Origin of the sequence: Evansella tamaricis (assembly GCF_019042215.1) — a bacterium.
GTDB classification, from domain to species: Bacteria; Bacillota; Bacilli; order Bacillales; family Salisediminibacteriaceae; genus Evansella; species Evansella tamaricis.
Map to the genome: position 1 here is coordinate 23033 of NZ_JAHQCS010000077.1, position 18104 is coordinate 41136.

Sequence of the window (18104 nt, forward strand, 5' to 3'; positions counted from 1 at the left end):
CTGTTGTTTTTCGTATTTCTTATTCAACATAAGCTACCTTTACTTGAACAACCCCAAAATAGCAATAGGAATTCAAAACGTAAATACTAACAGAACAACAAATGGATGGTTCTAATTAGAAATGCTGTCAGACCAACTCATCTACTAGCTTCAATATTTCTCCGGCCTTACCTTCAATCATAAGGTCAAAGTTGTGATGGGTAGTATCAACCTCGGCATTAATGTAGACGGTTTTACCATTTGTCATTTTGGGAAGTTGACTAGCTGGATAAACTTCAAGGCTTGTTCCGATCACTATTACAAGGTCTGATTTTTGAATATGGGTAAGTGAATCCCTCCAGCTCTCTTCAGGTAACATTTCCCCAAAAAGAACGACACCTGGGCGAAGTTTTCCACCACAATACTTACAATTACTTTCACTTAAAAAATCCTCCTCTTCCGCAGACATAGCGCAATTTCCACAACGAAATTTGTGAATCGAACCATGAAGTTCATAGATATTCTTGCTACCAGCTAGGGTGTGAAATCCATCAACGTTTTGTGTTGCAATCGCTTGAATCAGTCCTTTTTGTTCCCAATCTGCTAATATATCATGGCCTATATTAGGTTTGCATTGCTTAAGTCCATTGATCCGCATGCTATAAAATTCATGGAATAAGTCATAATCGTCCCTCAGTGCATCGGTAGTTGCAACCGTTCTCGGATCAATATTATTCCACCAACCTTCCTTGGAACGAAAGTCTGGGATATTTGATTCGGTGGACATACCTGCACCTGTTAGTATCGTTGTGTGAGTTGAGTTTTGGAGCCATTTGGATAAAGTATCAACTTTTGGTGAGTATTCCGGTAGACATAATGAAGACCATTTTTTTAATCGATAAGAGTTAATACGGTCACCGTACTTCCCCTTAACCTCCTTTTGTAATGCACTCCAAACACGTTTTCGAAAAGCAGGATGAACTTCACGAGGATTAAGCATTGGCCACGGATAATGATCTAGTAGCTTGATAGCTTTTTCCCAAGAGGTAGCCTCATTACCACGATTAGATATAGGAGATTTCAATGTGCAGACTTTTTCCGTTGACTTTGTAGGTTGAAAGGATTCGTCCTCTAGATCATCGAAGTTCATCTCATTAACAGCTTTTTTAAATACCCATTCTCCAGAATGTTGCTCTTTCCCCAGCAACGTAATACTTCCTCCCTCTGCGCCTAACGAAAGAATCGTTTGCCAGTCATTTTCCATAGCTTTATTCACTCTCCTCCTAGTTATTATCCATGTATGAATCGTAATGCTTTTTGAAATAAGGATCTGTTTTCATGATTTCTTTTAGACATTCCATTTGTTCATCATCAATTACAACCGTTCCATATTTCGAGTAAATATTTTTATATAAATTTACGGTTATATATGTTTCCCGCTCTGCTTCACATTGAATTGATTCAACGGCTTCTAATCTATTACTTTCTTCGATTTTAATTTCGTAATTACCAACTTTTCCATAGATATTGACATAATAAATCGGTTCATATTTTCCCGCTAGAATCCAGTTTTCGTTATTATCTAGATCACCAATATTCAGATAAATATAACCATCTTTTTTAATCTCTTGGCCTATTGTCTCTCCACGCCTATCAATATCTTTAGCCTCTTTTTGATACCTTTGCCAAAAGTAAAAACACACTATTGCAAAAAGAAACCAACCCATTCCTCACCCCCTCCATTTTCATTTGTACTTTTATTATAAATATCCTAGGAGAGTACACCTGATATATTTTTCAAAGGGGTTGATTTTCATTATTTGTTACACTCTTTAGTTGCAGCAATTTGAGTTTTGGAGTCAGAAGTATTTAATTGATCAAGCATATCTTTAAGCCATGCTTTACATTTCTCCTTAATCATGGGAAATGGATGGCGAAATGACCACTTTGATCTTCCGGGCAATCCAACAATTAATTTTGCTTTAGGTAGTTTAGCTAGGGCATCACAAGCTAATTTTCTAATTATTGAATTCCCTCCCCAAGCTAAGATTAATTTAGAGTTTGTATCAAATAATTTCTCCCTTTCTTCATTTCTATCTTCTGAAAAAATAGAATGTCCCTTGAAGTTATAGCCTTCTAATTCATTAAGCTTATTACGAAAGTCCTTCATATTACCTGAACATAAGTCACTTAAATTAATAATGGATAAAACATTCCAATCCATTAACTTCATCAATCGCATTAATTGCCGTTGTGTCTGATCATCTTCTACACTTACATAATCAACATTTTTAATAGTTCCTTGAACGACTGGTGCTTCATATGACTTATCACTAGGACTACAGCTACCGGGATTAGCCATTACAATCACTGCATCTGGTTGATCATCTCTTAAAAAATCATGTCGCATAATTACGGCATTGTTTCTGCACTGATATTTTTTATTACCTACTTTAATTTGATAAAAACTAGCTTCCACTTTAAATTCTTTTTTCAGTTTCGCAGCTGATAAAAACTCCATTTCCATTCTCCTTTACTCGATTAGTTTTTAATACGATGCTTTACATTAAATTGTATTAAAAGGGCTGTTCTGGACCCCAAACAATTTTGTTCGAGGTAAAAAAGACACCTACTCTTGTCTAAGAAGTGGGTGTCTGGGTGTGTATTTTATTCTAGTCTCTATTTTTTATATAAATTGTACGATCAATGACATATTTAAACGACACAACGACCACTTCGTCTGGTTTCACCTCTACGTTAAATAAAACATTTGTTGAAGTGGTCTTTTCATATTTGTGACTTGTCTCTACCATTTCCCATCCACGGTCAATAATCGAATGGTCTATCCTGATTGTTACTGTTTCTTCTTTTTGATTATTAAGATAGTAATGATATTCAACGAACTCTAAGTTTTCCTCTTCATAACGGTTCGTTTCCATTGATTCGCACACGATATCAAATGCTTTTCCGAGTGTGAGGATAAGTGGTTGTTTTTTGGCTGTATGAGGAATTTCATCTTCACCAATAAACTCTAAGAGATCGTCAGAATCAGCCTGGTACACTTTCACAATTCCTTTTGGCAACGGTATTTCAAGGTTGTTTTCTCGATTATTATCTATTTCAATTTTAATCTCAGGTTTAGTCGAGTACCGGTTCACCTCATAGATTCTTCGATAATTTCCACCTGTGATATTTAAGAAGTTTATTTGTTTTTCTTGCTCATCTTTAATTGTTACAGGGCGGTTTAAGGTGTACATATGTTGATCCGCAAAGCTCTTTTCTTCAAAGCTCGGCTCTGAACTGTAAACAACCATTTCATCATGATAATTGCGGTTATTTTCATAGAGAGATGTTACTTCATTTATTCGATTTACTTCACCTGCAATAAGCTTAAGTTCAGCATTTTCATACGGTGTACCTGATTGATTATTGATTGCTACCCAACCGGTAAGGGCAAAGTCTTTTTCCATTAGGTTCAATACATAATTAGCTTCCCAAGATATTCCTTTTGTAAGATAAGAGACGTTAATTTTTTGATTAAGAGGGGCTTTCGGAACTTTCCACAAAAGTGCTGGTTTAGCAATTAAGCCTGCTGGTAATGACGGTAAGACAAGTTCTCCTTCTGGATTGATGATTATTTCCTTTGTGTCTATCCGTTCTCCAATAATACCGTCGTTCACACTTAATAACCTTAAATTGAGCTTTTCCTTTGTTTTTTTGTCATAGATATAGATAGTTTCGTCTAAATATTTTTCTAATAACTTAGCCTTACTAACCAGATCAAAATCATAGTTCAATTCAAGAACATGAACGCCGCTAATTATAATCGAATCGGTTTCTATTTTTTTCGCAACATCTAAGTATTGAATTTCCTCACATGGTTCGTTGGAATGAATTTGTCTTTCTTCTTTCACAAGGCCAAAATGATCATTGTAAATGGTTATACTTAGCTTTTCATTATGCTCATTAGTTGATTGATAACGCATCAAAACTCCTCCTTTTTTCCTTCTTACCTTCTATTATAGTAAACCTACCTGTATGACCCCTAACAAAAAAATGCAGGGTATTATTGATACTTGTGATGCATTTTTTCAACTTCAACTTTTATCATCTCTACTAGTTTTGGTGGATACAATACCTTGGCATCACTACCCCATGTTAGAATCCAACGAACTAAACCCTCACTAATGATGCCACGGGTAAAAAGCTTAAACCTCGAATGATCTATTGGACGAATATCGGCCTTTCTGCCAAATCGATCAATAACAACATTTACAAGATCGGCTGCAAATTCCATTTCAATCGCAGTTTCCTCACCAGAATACATATGAAAGAGCTTATCGGTATACCCGGTAATATCAAAATTCACATCTGCCAGAAACGTTTCGTCCGTTTTAATGATCCCTTTATAAATCCTATCAACACGATAATGCCGAATTTGTTTCTTCGGTATGTATTCGCCTATTAAATAGTAATAATCATGATTCCATACTAGCGCATAAGGTTTAACACGGTAGACATTTCCATTATTACTTAATGCAAATTGTTTGTTCATGTTGTAACGACCATAGCGAAATTCAACAACGGTTTGATTAGAAATCGCATCATGAAGATCACTTATAATATATTTAACATTGTTATTTTCAGATTTAGAGTGTTCGGCAAGCAAAATCCGATTTTCAAGTTGTTCTGCAAGATAGGTGCTCGTTAGCTTTTTGAGGCTCCCAATAATTTTTTCCGTATCAGACTTTGTAATAAATTTAGCCGAGGAAATAGCATCAATCATTAAACGTAATTCATGAAATTCAAAAGGGCGATTTTGATAACTATAGTAGATTGGCAAACCATTCGCTTCTTGATCAGGGATCACCGAAAAACTATCAATCGCTTCTAAATCTTTAAGATCATTTCTAATTCCAACAGGGTTAACTTCTAATTCATAGTCCTCCTCAAACAACTCGACAATTTCTTGTATTGTTAATTGATGGTCAGAATCTGTATATTTCTTTAGTATCTCCATCAATAAAAGTAACCGCTTTCTATTGCTTAATGCAGAGCTTCTCTTTTTCATATATCATCACTTTCCTTTACATTCGCTCTATTATGCTTTCCATTCGTATTCATTTATCCTTTTTGCGATCTTATCTAAAAACCAATCAACTGTCGTGCTTTCAACATCTTTTGTATCTTATGCTAGCTTTGCACCTTTACGTTTACCGCCATAAATGATATCTGATAAAAAGGTGCCTGCCCCCAGCTCAGTACATCGGGGGTAAGGCACCTCAAACCTCTAGGTAAACTGGTTAAAAGAATAAAATTGTTTCCCTTAATCGAATTCAATTGAAAATGGCACTCTTAAATATTCTATCGTTTCCTTGTCTCTTAACTTACAAACAATGTTTTGGTTTGCAAACAGTCCCTTTTTCCATATTCCGCTATTTTTATTAACAGTTTTATACCAATGTACTCCAACAGTCCAATCTGCCCGTTCAGGATCATCTTTATCCTTCTTTATTTTTGGTTGCGAAAGTGGATTCTCAAATAAATAAGATCCATCCGATACTTTAAAGTCTTTAGCCATTACCGCAGTAGTTACTATTTCTCCATAACCTACGTACCCTTTCCCTTTAAGGTAAGCCAATACCTTGTCGCCAACTTTTAACTTTTTAATTGGCTTGCTATATTTAGGGTCTTGTCCCGCACTTAAAAAGTTGTATTTACTACAATCTTACCAGCTCCTATATTCTCCATCTCCAACATTGACAAAATACAAGCCTGTCCAAGGCGCTGTTTTATTAGTTAAACTTCTCTCTGTTACTTCCTCCGGATCCATCAACCATGAACGCCCAAGGTATTCATTGTCTCTGTCTTGAAAAAACTCGAAGAATATACAATTTATGTTTATTTTATATTCCGACGAAAGATATTGAACTATACGTTCAGAAGAAGCATCTAATTCTGAAGCTACAATAATGATACTGTGATGATTATTAACTTCTTCAGGAAAAGCGCTTTGAAATCTATTAGAAAACCTTTCACGAATGGGGCAATTGAGATATTTAGTAGCAATTTTCTCAATGTCATTATATGTAAGATCTCTCACCCAAGATGCATAATCTAGTGCTTGAGATACTACGTCACGAGGTGTTTTATCCTTTTTTAACTCTAGTATGATTAGATTACCATCCATATCCATTGCTAATAGATCGATTCGTCCTCCGTAAGTCGTTGACACTTGTTTCCCGATAACAAGAATATCCAATCCTAGAATACTACTATCCACTTCAATCCATCGTTCAAGTCTTTCTTCACTATTTAGTTTCGCCTTACCTAATTCCGTTAATTCAGCCCCATTAACCTTCCAAAGATTCATATTAATGGACATTCCTTTCCCTCCCTAGAAATGATGAGATATCATGATACGTTAAATTGTCTCTATATAAAAGTGACAGCTCTATTATCTGTTCCATATTATTTAATCGTCTTCTGGTTCTCCAACCGTTACTGTGAGGCTCCAACAGTCATTTCCATTTGCATCTTTAAACGCCATGATTTCAGTACTTCTATTTGAGAGAGGTGTTATCTTTAATCCTTGCTCATTTAAGTATTGAATAATTTCATATTTCGAGTGATTTTCTAAATCAACAATAGAAAGGAAATATGTAATTAGAGTATAACCGTCAATACCCCACGTTTCACTCATGACCGGTCTACCATCATTTAAATACATAACATTTCCACCTAATTCAACAATATCACCCCACTCAAACTTTTTACCACTGTCTTTTTTCACTGGAACTATATATTTCTTCTTCGGTTCCACAATCCCACGTCCTTTTTAAAAAAAATAGTAACTTATATTCATCGGATTTCATCTATGAAGTAACACTTTTATTTTCTTAACTTTATTTTTTCGAGTAATCCTTTGAGTGTTTCTCTTCTCAGCCCGTATAACTCTTTAATTGCTAATCCCATCGCAAGCCAAAGTGTTGTTCCGTCAGAGTTGGTTTCCATTGGACCAACTGTTGCTTCAAACAACGGAAATAAATACGCAGTTTGACTAAAGCGATACCGATAGTTAAAATCCTGCTGTGCAAGTAACATCTTTATAAAAGAATGAAACATGTCTTCTTGCAATAATTTCTTTGTCTCTGGTTCCAGATGATCATTAATTCCATAGACGCAATCAAAAATTGCTGTCATCGTCCTCGAATTAAGATAAACTAACCCATTATCATTCGTTCTAATCGCCACAAGTAACCCTCCTCAACATTTGCGCCTATTGAGTTATTACAATGCATTTCACTATTAAGAGTTTTAGTTATTTGAATTCTATGAGGTCATCAACATGGATAATCTCCATCACTTCCCCTTCCATGATTAGTCTATCATCCTTTAATGACGAAAATATGTCAGCGAATAAATGTTCTATTGTTAATGTTGCACCAACATTTGCTCTTTCGATTTTGCGTTAAGACAATACTTGGACAAAGACAAGTTCTCACCGTAAACTATACGAGGACTTTGAGTTTGCTTCTGTCCAAATCGATGACCAAAATGGCGATTTGCTAGAAGCTCAGGAATCTAATTGTTAGGTTAGTAACAAAAATAAAGCTGATCTAAATAGAATGCGGTTAGCATAAGGCATATAAATTGGGGATAACGGGGACGGATCCACTTCACCAGTTTCGTAATAACTGTAATACAATTTTTCTCACCACTGTAACGTTACTAATAAGGTGTCTGGCTCCCGGTGCTTTGAAGTTTTGGTGTGCTGGGGGGGGGCAGGCACTTTATACAAAACGAAAGAAGCGAGAGTTAAGCCCCTCGCTCCTCATGGTAAACTCCACATCATCTTATCCAACTAAAGGTACCTTGATCATTACTGTAACTCTATTTTTTTCATTTCCTTCACTTTGGCTCTGCCTGGTTTTTTGCCACTTATCTTATCTGCGATGGTGGCTATTATTTTTTCACCAGGATTAAATTCTGCTGTTTGAACTCCTTCTAGGACAGTAAAGTCAAAACTATAGTGATTAAAGTTGATGTCTTGTAATTCGTCTTTGATCCATTCGTAATCTAGCATCGTAAGCCCTTGCCCAATTAACAGTTCGTTGTCCTTTTTTTCCAACACATAGCCTTGAACTGTGACTTCGGGTTGTGTTTGTTGCTCCTGTTCAGATTGATCGATGATGTACTCCCCTATCTCCGTAAACTTCAGGCCATCCATACTCTGATCACAAGCACTCCATTGAAATTCACGCACGCCTCCATTGATGTATACCTTGAGGTAATAATTCATAGCATCTTCCGTATCACATGTAGTAATAAAATCCTTTTCCGCTAAATAATTCGCAAATACTAAACTTTTATAAACTTCTTGCTTTACATCTACCGCTATTCTAAAGTCACTGCTAAGTTGTGATCCGTTTTCACTGCTTTCTTTTTTCAATGTATTTGTTTTCGTGTTAATTTCGTTCTCCTGATTTACTCCATATTTCAATTCGAACTCAAATAGGTCTTGCTCACTCATATTGTAGTAGACTTGTAAGATTTGTTCCATTCCATGAAAACCACCGATACAATCCGTTGCTATATAAGTCGTGTTGGTTGGGTTAACTTCCTCTATTAATTTCCCGCAATTATTGGTGGTAATTGACCCGCTCCCAAAATTATCACGAGTGGTATCGTTCTTCACTTCAATCATTTCTCCATTATAACTTAGATCTGTTACAATGGGATCTCCTTCAATCGTGTAGTGTACGACTCTGAGATCAGAAGGAACTTCCCCTTTGACGTTGCCATAGAAACGAACCATTCTTTCTAATCCTTCAATACTTCCATGGGTATTTAGAACGTCAACATTTTTTACACCCTTCACATTAATGTCTGAATCGCCTTCTGCCGTTAATGGGGACTCTCCACTAGCATTAGGACTAGGATTACTATTGTCTTGAGTATTACATGCAGCTAGCAATACAATGATTACTAAATAGGAAAAAATGTGTGTTGTTTTTGACATTAGTATTTATACCTCCAATCTGAAAATGTTCTTCACCATCCCTTTCTACTATATAGACGTTTAGTGGAGGAAAAATGATCTACAATATGCTAGTCCGACTAATTGACAAACAGGAAAACCATATCCCATATAAGTTTAAAATTGCAATTTCCTTTATATTCCAAAGTTTAGGTATTGTCAATTAAGGGAAAAGGTTTCTGACCCCCGATGCATTATAGTTTTACCGTACTGGGGGTCAGACGTTGGGGTCCATTACCACTCAGTACCTTCTATTTACTCTATTATTAATTCTTTAAAAATCCTCTATGGTTATTTTCTTTTTACTTTTGTTTGTTCCTTCATCCATTTCATTTAGTGAACAAATCTTAGAATTCATCGCAATTTTCTATATGATAGGACATGCGTAGAATGCTGTTGGAATTTGTTATATAATGTAAAATTGTTACGTAAAATAACATTTACTGAGGTGTACATGAAATGACCAGCCTGAACTTAACAGAAAATAAAAAAAGACCTGCATATATTATCTTAACTATTTTGGCACTAGTAATCGGTCTTAGTTTTGATTTCTTATACTTTAATGAACCACTTATTTCAGCATATGTTCCATTCATGATCATGGTTGGGTTTATGTTTCGATCTTATCTCACTTCATTATTCTTATCAGGACTATTGGTGGGATTATTATATCTAGCTTCCTCCTATGGGTGGGGATTTGAACTACTTTTATTAAGATGGTTAATATTATTTATTGTACCTTCTGTCATACAGACATTATTGAAAAATATGAAGAAGGAAAGAGAAAATTTAATTAACTTAACAGCTGTATTAGCCGAATCATTAGATGCTAGAGATAAATATACCTCATATCACTCAAAAAACGTCGCATATTATTCAAGTGAAATCGGAAAAGGGATGGGATTACCTACTAAGATTTGTGAAATTTTATATGTAGGTGGACTGTTACATGACGTAGGAAAGATAGGTGTTCCTGAAGCTATTTTAAATAAACCATCTAAACTAACGGATGAAGAATTCGAAAAAATAAAACAACATCCAAGTATAGGATATAACATGCTTAAACACATCCCTGATTTCAGGAAAAATAGTATATTAGACATTGTATTGCACCACCATGAAAGGTTTGACGGTAAAGGGTATCCAGCCAGATTAAAGGGTGAGGAAATACCATTAGGAGCAAGAATTACGGCAATTGCCGATGCCTTCGATGCAATGACATCTAGGAGAATTTATCGAGATGATAAAGGCCTTGAATATGCCTTAAATGAACTAACTAATGGAGAAAACACTCAGTTCGACCCTGAAATAACAAAGACTTTTTTAAGTTTAATTCAAGCAAAAAAAATAATTGTTCGTGGTCATCAAGATTAAATTGTTAAAGACTCGTCTGATTGAGAATTGAGGATAATTTTTTAATAACTTTTTTACGCCGCCACAAACACCCCCTTAAACCATAATAAATCAAAGACAATACCATAGAAGGTATTGTCTTTCTACACCTGTATACAAATTAAGCTCATCAAAAAAAGCTACCTCAATCGAGATAGCTTCAACGTATTTATTCGACTTGACCGATTTGTAACACGTCTGACGTTATAAGAATTCAATGACTAAATTAACAATAACAGGTCCGAGAAGAACGATGAAAAGTGTAGGGAAAATAAACAAAACCATTGGTATTAGCATTTTTACTGGTGCTTTCATCGCTTGTTCTTTCGCACTAAATCGCTGTTTTTCCCGAATGCGCTGGGTTTGTGTTTTCAATACTTTACTCATGCCGATTCCCATTTGATCAGCTTGGATAATGGACGTCATAACGCTCCTAAAGAAATCGGATGGAACTCGTTCTCTTAATTCAATAAACGCCTGTCTTCTGGATTTTCCTAACTTAATATCCTCTAATGCATACAAGAACTCTTTAGATAATGCTGTATCAACTTGACTACAAACTTTTTTTATCGCACCATCAAATCCCATACCGGCTTCAATCGAAACATTTAACATATCGAAAAAATCAGGCATGGCTTTGTCAATTTTCTTAATTCGCTCTTTGCTTTTTGCAGTAAGATAAAAGCTCATATAACTATAAACAAAAACTGCAGTAGCTCCTGCTAAAAGAAAAACTTTTGCTGTTTCTTCAGAGTTTGGCAGGAACAATAATAAAAATACTAAAAATAACCCGATTGGCAGGAATACTTGCATTAAAATAAAATCTCCTGCTGTCATCCCTAATGGATGTCCTGCGGCATGCAGCTTCTTTTCGATTTCAGCTAACTTCTGTTTGGGCATTCGACCGATTGCGAAGCGGCGAATTTTTTCCAGCAAGGGCTGGATAAAGCGGACGGTTAGGGATTTATCCTTAATACTGTCCTTATGCTTCATAATTTCAGTGTCTTTATGAAATGATGTTAAAAAAGGAGCCACTCTCCGCTGAATGACTAATTTGTTTCTGTAAATTTTATAAAAAATTAAATACCCGACACTAGTAAAATATAAAAAGGAGAACACCGTTACGAGCAACATGATCATTTTTTACACCTCAATTGTTACTACCTTTTTAATAAATAGCCAACCAAAAAGTCCTGAAACCACCCCTCCACCTAATAGTACCAGGCCTAAAGGGTGGGATAACATTGGCGTAAAATAACCAGGATTCATAACATTTAGTACCAATCCTAACCCAATTGGTAATAGCGTAATGACTAAAGCCGACATTCTTCCTTGAGAAGTGAGCGCCTTAAGTTCATCTTTCATTCTGATTCGCTCTGTTATTGTTTCTTGAATCGTTTCCAAGATCGTTGCAAGATTACCTCCAGTCGATCGCTGAATTAATATTGCTTGAATAGCAACTTCTAAATCTTTATTAGGTAACCGTTGTAGTAGATTGGCAAATGCCTCTTCAGTTGAAATACCTAAATTAATTTCGTTAATTGTTCGTTGGAATTCCGTACCGATCGGATCTGGAACCTCTCTTGAAACTAATTGCATCGCCTGCATAAAGCTAAAGCCCGACTTCATTGCGCTAGACATCGTTTCAAGTGTTTGCGGTAAATAGACAGCTCCTGCAGCAACCCTTGACTCTTTTCGCTTTTTCAAAAAGATGCTTGGCAATTTCCAGCAAACAAATCCGATGATAATCGAACCTAATAACGGCAGTCCGAATACAATCGGAATAATTAATGCAAGTGCGAAAAGAACAACTCGAATTGTAATAAATTCTTCCACTTTTAAAGGAATGTCAGCACTCTCTAATTCCTTTTCTAATTTATTTCTTTTAATCTCCGAGGTGCTAATTCTTTTCGCTATCGTATTTATGATATTCTTTAAGATTGCCAGTTTTGATCGTTTCGTACCTAGTTCAGCATGTCGTTCGGCTATTTTTTCTTCACTAGGTAAGAACTGAGAAATTCTTTTTTTCACTTTATCTTTTTTATTTCGATAAAAAATAACGGTTAACGCAAAACTAATAGTAGATAGTATGAAAATGATAACAATCATAATAGTTATCCTCCAATAAACATCTCAGCAGGAAGTGTAAAGCCTTGTCTTTCTAACTTTTCAGAGCAGTAAGGGCGAATTCCTGTTGAACGATGTTCTCCAATTACTTTCCCCTCTTCCGTTGTTGCCGTTTGTTTAAATGTAAATATATCTTGTAAAACAATCGTTTCCCCTTCCATGCCAATAACTTCTGTAATGTTTACAATTTTTCTACTCCCGTCTTTCAATCTCGATTGTTGTATAATTAAATCAACTGCTCCAGAAATCTGTTCTCGAATAGCCCTGATTGGTAAATCCATCCCGGCCATTAGGACCATCGTTTCTAACCGCGACATCATCTCTCGCGGAGAGTTCGAATGCCCTGTTGCAAGGGAACCGTCATGACCTGTATTCATCGCTTGTAGCATATCTAACGCCTCACCACTCCGCACCTCACCAATGACAATTCGATCAGGTCTCATCCGTAATGAGTTTCTCACTAGATCACGAATGGTTACGTCGCCCTTTCCTTCGATATTAGGCGGTCGTGTTTCTAATGAAACAATATGATCCTGAAGTAATTGCAACTCAGCAGCATCTTCAATGGTTATAATTCGTTCATCATGTGGAATAAAAGAAGACATAATATTTAGTAAGCTCGTTTTACCACTCCCAGTACCTCCACTTATGAAGATATTAAGCTTTGATTTTACACATGCATCTAGAAATTGCGCCATTTCTTCAGTTAAAGAACCAAAATTTATTAAATCTTTCACTTGCAAGCGATTTTGAGGAAACTTCCGTATTGTAATCGCTGGTCCTACTAACGACAATGGAGGGATAATCGCATTTACCCTTGAACCATCAGGAAGACGCGCATCTACCATCGGACTGCTTTCATCAATTCTTCTTCCTAAAGGAGAAACAATTTTCTCAATCACTTGTAAAACATGATTATTATCCCGAAAATAATAATCAGTCATGACTAATTTTCCTTTTTTTTCGGCGTAAATCTGCTCTGCCCCATTTACCATAATTTCAGATACATCTGGATCATTTAGTAACGTCGTAATTGGTCCATAGCCTACCAATTCGTGGCAAACAATATCAATTAATTCCTTCTTCGCTTCGAATGAAAACCGGTCATTTTTTTCATTTATAAACTTCATTGCTTCTGTCTCAATTAAATATATTTGTTCTTCGTCAGATAAGTTCGGTTTCTTTTTTAATTCAGAGATAAGAAACTTTTGAAGTTCAATTTTTACCTCAGGTTCCTTTGGCCGGACTCCATCTTTTCTCGGGGAAGCTGCAGGATCTTGTTTCCCCTCGTTCGTAAAATCAACTTCGTTGATCCGTTTTAATAGTGACATAAATAAACTCCCCCGATGTAATTGTTAGTTAAAGTTGTGAACATCATAATTATCTTAAATCGAGTCAATGGTGAATCTTTTTTAACGCAACTACATCTAGTTCCTTCAGGGCCAATACAAAGAAAGTCACTATAAGAAAAAGAATTTCTTTTTCCTAGTCGTTTCTTTCTCTGTTTTATTCTTTGTCTCCTGTTCTTCTAATGAAAACGAATGAATTATTCCCTTCACAATTTTCAAGACAGCCTTAGCCACCGGAGTTCTCGTAGACATTTCCACAAATGGTTCCCCTTTATTAATCGATGAAATAACCGTTCGATAATCACTTGGAATGGTCCCATGAATAGCCAACCCTAAAACATCCTCAACCGTTTCTTTGGTCATTCCTTCCATTTCAGTATCCCTGTTCAAAATGACCTGAATTTTATCTTTAAAACCAAGTAAACTTAAGGTTTCAATGGCCAACTTACCATTTTTTAATGCAGGTAAATCTAATGATGCAATCAAGAGAATGACGTCAGAGTTCTCTAAAGCAACTAAACTTGTTTCCACGAATGCAGGCGGTGTATCAACAACAATGTAGTCGAACTCTTCTTTCATTGCATCTAACAAATAGGCGATATGCTCACCTTTAATTAATTCTGCAAATTCTGGGAGGAGCGGTGCTGCCATAATGTCAACTCCCGATTTATGCTTCAATAAGTAAGGTTTAAAAGACTTATCTCCATGTTCATAAGAGCCCTTTACCCAATCGTAAATTGTTTGTATCGGTTGTTGGTCAAATAGCAAGGCAATATCTCCAAATTGTAAATCAAGGTCAAGGACAGCAACTTTTAAATTGTCTTTCCTTAGAGCAACAGCTGTATTGACACTAATCGTTGATTTTCCAACTCCACCCTTTGAACTACATACCGTAATAATCTTCGCTTGTTTGTCTATGCTGTCACCATACTCTGCTTCCATTTTAAGGCGAGTAACAGTCTCAGCTTTTTGAATTGCTTCAATCACTTCTTCTTCATCACATTCAATGTCTAAAACATCAATCGCTCCTGCATACATTGCTTTTTTATAGTCTATATCGCTTTTCTTCAATAACAAGACTACAGACGTTAATGGGTACGTATGTGATATTTCTTGGCAAATATCATACGGGTTGTGCATTGAATTTGGACCAATTACAACAACAGTTCCTTTTACATGTTCAAGAGATGTTTTTAACTCTGTAAAAATATCAAAGATTCTACTGCTTTTTTTCAAGTCGTCAAACATTAATTTAATAGCAGTAGAGTACATTTGTTTTTCAGAAAGAATAAAATAATTCAATCTCATTTTGGCACCTTTCCTTTAACTAAATCTTCGAAGGAAACCTCCACAAGCTGGTCTTTGCCCTCATCATCCACGCCTATTAACATCAACGTAATCACACCGGCCTCTTTTGCAAAAGCGAGCGTAACACCTTCTTCTGGAGTAACTTCAAGTGTAATCTTATCGTAAGGCACATTTTGTTGGTCTTCTTCCACTACAACCGTTTTATCAACTGCTAATACTTTTACACCATGCAATAATATTCGTGAAGTCGTTTCCTCCCCCACTGGAATTGGTAAAATCGAGATAACATCAACGTAAGAACCTGGGGTAATTAAACCTGCAACACTTTGGACCTCATCTACTGGAATCGTGATTGCCCTTTTCCCTGATTCAATTTCCAACATTTCTTTATTATTCTCCTCAATAAGTGTTGCTTCTATCTCATCAGTTTCAAGCTCAGAATAAGTTGTCACATCACTGCTATTATCACTGCTAGCGGTTAGTACATATACAAACAATGACATAAACGTTCCGAACAAGACTGCTAATATCCATATCTTTTTCGTGGTCATTAGTATCACCTATCATCTTATAATAATGTAGCTTAACTTTTACTGATTAATGCGATAGCCAAATGTCCCAAAACTCGTTTGAGTTACACCAGTTGTTCCTGGATAGGTCATTTCAATAAAACGACCTGTAACGGCAGCACCTTGATTATTTGAAGACACATTTTCTAAAAAAAATGTGGCAAACCCAACAACTCGTACTTCCCTGTTGGAAATTGGTTCAATAACCGGCAAGAGCACTACTCTTGGACAATTTTTGGGGTAATTTAAGTAAGTAGCGTTTGAGCACTTACTAATACGTGAGCTTACCGCTCTTGATGTTGGACCGGCCATCTGTCCTGTTTCTGTTCTTAGCACGGTGTTAACACTCAATTCGTGTGTATAGCCATTTGTAAAATCAGCTTCAAAGCTGCTAGCTCCGGAACCGGTTAAAGCAACTGCTCCGAAGTTACCATTCGTACTATCAGTTACCATTAACGTTTGTAACATCCCAAACGAGAGATTCGATGTCGGTTGAACCCCTAAAGGTATCGCACCAGTTCCTGCAATTAATGCCTCCAGCTGAATTCTTGCCTTTGCTTCGATCTTCGGTTCGGTAATTCCTAGCGCTTTCGCAAAAAAGAGTGTTCCTTTTTTATTGCCAATTACCTCTACTACTGTATTGTTATTGGAAAGTGAGATATGAAAATCATCTAGGTCTCCGTTATTCGCCAAGATAGTTTTATTTATCTCTTGCACTGCTCTATTCCTGTTACTCGGTAACTCCTGAGCTCCTGCTAATACCGCGGCATCGACGATTTTTTGCAAACGGCTTTTCTCGAGATACAATGAGCCAAAGTCAACAACCAATGCCGTGCAGGCAATAAAGATGGACATACAAAAAGCAACGATGACAATAACTGAACCATCTTCGTTTTTAAGAAATGATTTACTCATCATGCTCATTCCACCCTCATCACCGTTTCAGCATGTAAAATAATCGGATCTGGTAAGACACTTTTTATCAAAGGAATAGAAACCGTTATTGGATATGTCAGTTGAACGGTGACATACGTACCCCTCGTACGATTTACTCTGTTCGGTGCTTGAGTAATTGTAAGCTGATTACTATTAAGAGAAATTGTATTCGTTCGAATTCGTTGGACAACTTCATCATCTGTCGCTCCTACACTTGCTAACCTCGCACCTTCACGACTCGCATGTTCTAGAGTTAAATACGTATGAAAGATCCGACCAAAATCAATAATCAGAAAGATAAAAAGCATAAGAATCGTTAAGGTTAACGCTAACTCTACAGTCGCTTGTCCTTTTTCTGATTTAATCATAGGAACGTCACCCCCGTATAACACACCGTTCCTAGTACGATCGCTACACCATAAGGAAACGCATGGTGCATTTCATTTTTATTTAAACCTTGTAATGTTTTAAGCTGCGCTGAGAAAATAATTCGTTTCATTGAATGCAACAATTCTTTTTTCACTAGTAAAATAAGGAACGCAATCATTCCACCAATAATTGCAATATATAAAAAGGAACCAAAAACAAAGACGGCTCCTTTTAATGCACCGATGGCCATTAATAGTTTTACATCACCCGCTGCCATGCCCCCTAAAGCGTACGGAATGACTAATAGAGCAAAACCAGTGATTAATCCTAATGTGCTAAACAATAACCCGTCCCAGCCAAGTAAAAAAGTATTAATTGTTAGTCCGGCGATCATCGCTGGGAACGTAACAATATTGAGGATTTTTCTCCTTTTTAAGTCTGTAACTAGTGAAATCGCAAGGGCCAAGAATAAGATTACAATGGTCATGATGATCACCTCAGTTTTCTTTGCTAAAAAAAATCCTACTTTCTATATGAAATGAAAGCAGGATTTTTTCGAATTAATTACCGAACACAGATTGTCTAACTTCATTTACTTTGTCAATTAACGCTCCACCGAATGCTGTAAATGCTGCAACAGCTCCGATTGCAATCACTCCAAGGATTAGACCATACTCAGTCATCCCTTGTCCTTCTTCTTCTTTAATAAACTTTTTTAATTCGTTCATTATATATACCACCTATATTTTTATTTTTTATATTATATTATTTGTGAATATTCTGATTAATTACCGAACACAGATTGTCTAACTTCATTTACTTTGTCAATTAATGCCCCACCGAATGCTGTAAATGCTGCAACAGCTCCGATTGCAATCACTCCAAGGATTAGACCATACTCAGTCATCCCTTGTCCTTCTTCTTCACTGATAAAACGTTTTAATTCGCTCATGTTGTGACCACCTTTTTCTTTTTTTTTTTGTATAAAAAAATACTAAACCCGAGAAACCCGACGAATAGTAAAGTGATCACTAT

Annotated in this window: 21 protein-coding genes; 1 reads left to right on the forward strand and 20 read right to left on the reverse strand. The window is 36.2% G+C overall.

The features are described from left to right. Window positions 1-127: 127 nt before the first annotated feature. The 10 genes from KS419_RS25460 to KS419_RS07495 form a co-directional block, all read right to left on the reverse strand. On the reverse strand, window positions 128-1243 hold the full coding sequence (locus KS419_RS25460; RefSeq protein ID WP_343215035.1) for an NAD-dependent deacylase: 1116 nt from the start codon (window positions 1241-1243) through the stop codon (window positions 128-130). A 19-nt stretch (window positions 1244-1262) separates the two neighbouring features. Beyond that, window positions 1263-1706 (reverse strand): hypothetical protein, encoded by a 444-nt coding sequence (locus KS419_RS07455; protein WP_217065516.1) that lies wholly within the window; start codon window positions 1704-1706, stop codon window positions 1263-1265. 89 nt (window positions 1707-1795) lie between these two features. Beyond that, window positions 1796-2500 (reverse strand): DUF1643 domain-containing protein, encoded by a 705-nt coding sequence (locus KS419_RS07460; RefSeq protein WP_217065518.1) that lies wholly within the window; start codon window positions 2498-2500, stop codon window positions 1796-1798. Window positions 2501-2651: 151 nt separating this feature from the next. Continuing rightward, window positions 2652-3965 carry a DUF4139 domain-containing protein gene (locus KS419_RS07465; RefSeq protein ID WP_217065520.1) on the reverse strand — a complete coding sequence of 438 codons (1314 nt, stop codon included), beginning with the start codon at window positions 3963-3965 and terminating at the stop codon, window positions 2652-2654. A gap of 80 nt (window positions 3966-4045) precedes the next feature. Further along, window positions 4046-5050, reverse strand: coding sequence for a helix-turn-helix transcriptional regulator (locus KS419_RS07470; protein WP_217065522.1), 1005 nt, complete (start codon window positions 5048-5050; stop codon window positions 4046-4048). Between the two features lie 255 nt (window positions 5051-5305). Next, on the reverse strand, window positions 5306-5620 hold the full coding sequence (locus KS419_RS07475; protein WP_217065524.1) for a hypothetical protein: 315 nt from the start codon (window positions 5618-5620) through the stop codon (window positions 5306-5308). 87 nt (window positions 5621-5707) lie between these two features. After that, on the reverse strand, window positions 5708-6364 hold the full coding sequence (locus tag KS419_RS07480) for a PDDEXK family nuclease (RefSeq protein ID WP_217065526.1): 657 nt from the start codon (window positions 6362-6364) through the stop codon (window positions 5708-5710). Window positions 6365-6454: 90 nt separating this feature from the next. Then, the gene (locus tag KS419_RS07485; protein ID WP_217065527.1) at window positions 6455-6802 is read right to left on the reverse strand and encodes a hypothetical protein; all 348 of its coding nucleotides are present in this window, start codon (window positions 6800-6802) and stop codon (window positions 6455-6457) included. Window positions 6803-6870: 68 nt separating this feature from the next. Beyond that, entirely contained in the window at window positions 6871-7233 is a 363-nt protein-coding gene (locus tag KS419_RS07490) for a hypothetical protein (protein WP_217065528.1), read from the reverse strand. A 628-nt stretch (window positions 7234-7861) separates the two neighbouring features. Continuing rightward, on the reverse strand, window positions 7862-9001 hold the full coding sequence (locus KS419_RS07495; protein WP_217065529.1) for a DUF4362 domain-containing protein: 1140 nt from the start codon (window positions 8999-9001) through the stop codon (window positions 7862-7864). 477 nt (window positions 9002-9478) lie between these two features. On the opposite strand from KS419_RS07495, the gene KS419_RS07500 reads away from it, so the two are divergent. Beyond that, window positions 9479-10393, forward strand: a complete 915-nt coding sequence (locus tag KS419_RS07500) for an HD-GYP domain-containing protein (protein ID WP_217065530.1) — start codon at window positions 9479-9481, stop codon at window positions 10391-10393. Between the two features lie 222 nt (window positions 10394-10615). Here the strand turns inward: KS419_RS07500 and KS419_RS07505 are convergent, their stop codons facing one another. The 10 genes from KS419_RS07505 to KS419_RS07550 all read right to left on the reverse strand — a co-directional run bounded on the left by KS419_RS07505 (window position 10616) and on the right by KS419_RS07550 (window position 18021). Next, window positions 10616-11404 carry a type II secretion system F family protein gene (locus KS419_RS07505; RefSeq protein ID WP_217065532.1) on the reverse strand — a complete coding sequence of 263 codons (789 nt, stop codon included), beginning with the start codon at window positions 11402-11404 and terminating at the stop codon, window positions 10616-10618. Window positions 11405-11554: 150 nt separating this feature from the next. Continuing rightward, a complete protein-coding gene (locus KS419_RS07510) occupies window positions 11555-12520 on the reverse strand; it encodes a type II secretion system F family protein (protein WP_217065533.1) in 966 nt (321 codons plus the stop codon). A gap of 5 nt (window positions 12521-12525) precedes the next feature. Beyond that, window positions 12526-13869, reverse strand: a complete 1344-nt coding sequence (locus KS419_RS07515) for a TadA family conjugal transfer-associated ATPase (protein WP_217065534.1) — start codon at window positions 13867-13869, stop codon at window positions 12526-12528. 129 nt (window positions 13870-13998) lie between these two features. Then, window positions 13999-15195 (reverse strand): CpaE/TadZ family protein, encoded by a 1197-nt coding sequence (locus KS419_RS07520; RefSeq protein ID WP_217065535.1) that lies wholly within the window; start codon window positions 15193-15195, stop codon window positions 13999-14001. After that, the gene (cpaB, locus tag KS419_RS07525; RefSeq protein WP_217065536.1) at window positions 15192-15746 is read right to left on the reverse strand and encodes a Flp pilus assembly protein CpaB; all 555 of its coding nucleotides are present in this window, start codon (window positions 15744-15746) and stop codon (window positions 15192-15194) included. Before cpaB ends, KS419_RS07520 begins: the two co-directional genes overlap by 4 nt. A gap of 39 nt (window positions 15747-15785) precedes the next feature. After that, window positions 15786-16682, reverse strand: coding sequence for a TadE/TadG family type IV pilus assembly protein (locus KS419_RS07530; RefSeq protein ID WP_217065537.1), 897 nt, complete (start codon window positions 16680-16682; stop codon window positions 15786-15788). Window positions 16683-16684: 2 nt separating this feature from the next. Next, window positions 16685-17068 carry a TadE/TadG family type IV pilus assembly protein gene (locus KS419_RS07535; RefSeq protein WP_217065539.1) on the reverse strand — a complete coding sequence of 128 codons (384 nt, stop codon included), beginning with the start codon at window positions 17066-17068 and terminating at the stop codon, window positions 16685-16687. Then, window positions 17065-17556 (reverse strand): A24 family peptidase, encoded by a 492-nt coding sequence (locus KS419_RS07540; RefSeq protein WP_246593704.1) that lies wholly within the window; start codon window positions 17554-17556, stop codon window positions 17065-17067. Before KS419_RS07540 ends, KS419_RS07535 begins: the two co-directional genes overlap by 4 nt. 73 nt (window positions 17557-17629) lie before the next feature. Further along, window positions 17630-17797: a Flp family type IVb pilin gene (locus tag KS419_RS07545; protein ID WP_246593705.1), complete on the reverse strand. Its 168-nt coding sequence runs from the start codon at window positions 17795-17797 to the stop codon at window positions 17630-17632. A 56-nt stretch (window positions 17798-17853) separates the two neighbouring features. Next, a complete protein-coding gene (locus KS419_RS07550; RefSeq protein ID WP_217065540.1) occupies window positions 17854-18021 on the reverse strand; it encodes a Flp family type IVb pilin in 168 nt (55 codons plus the stop codon). Between the last annotated feature and the right edge of the window lie 83 nt (window positions 18022-18104).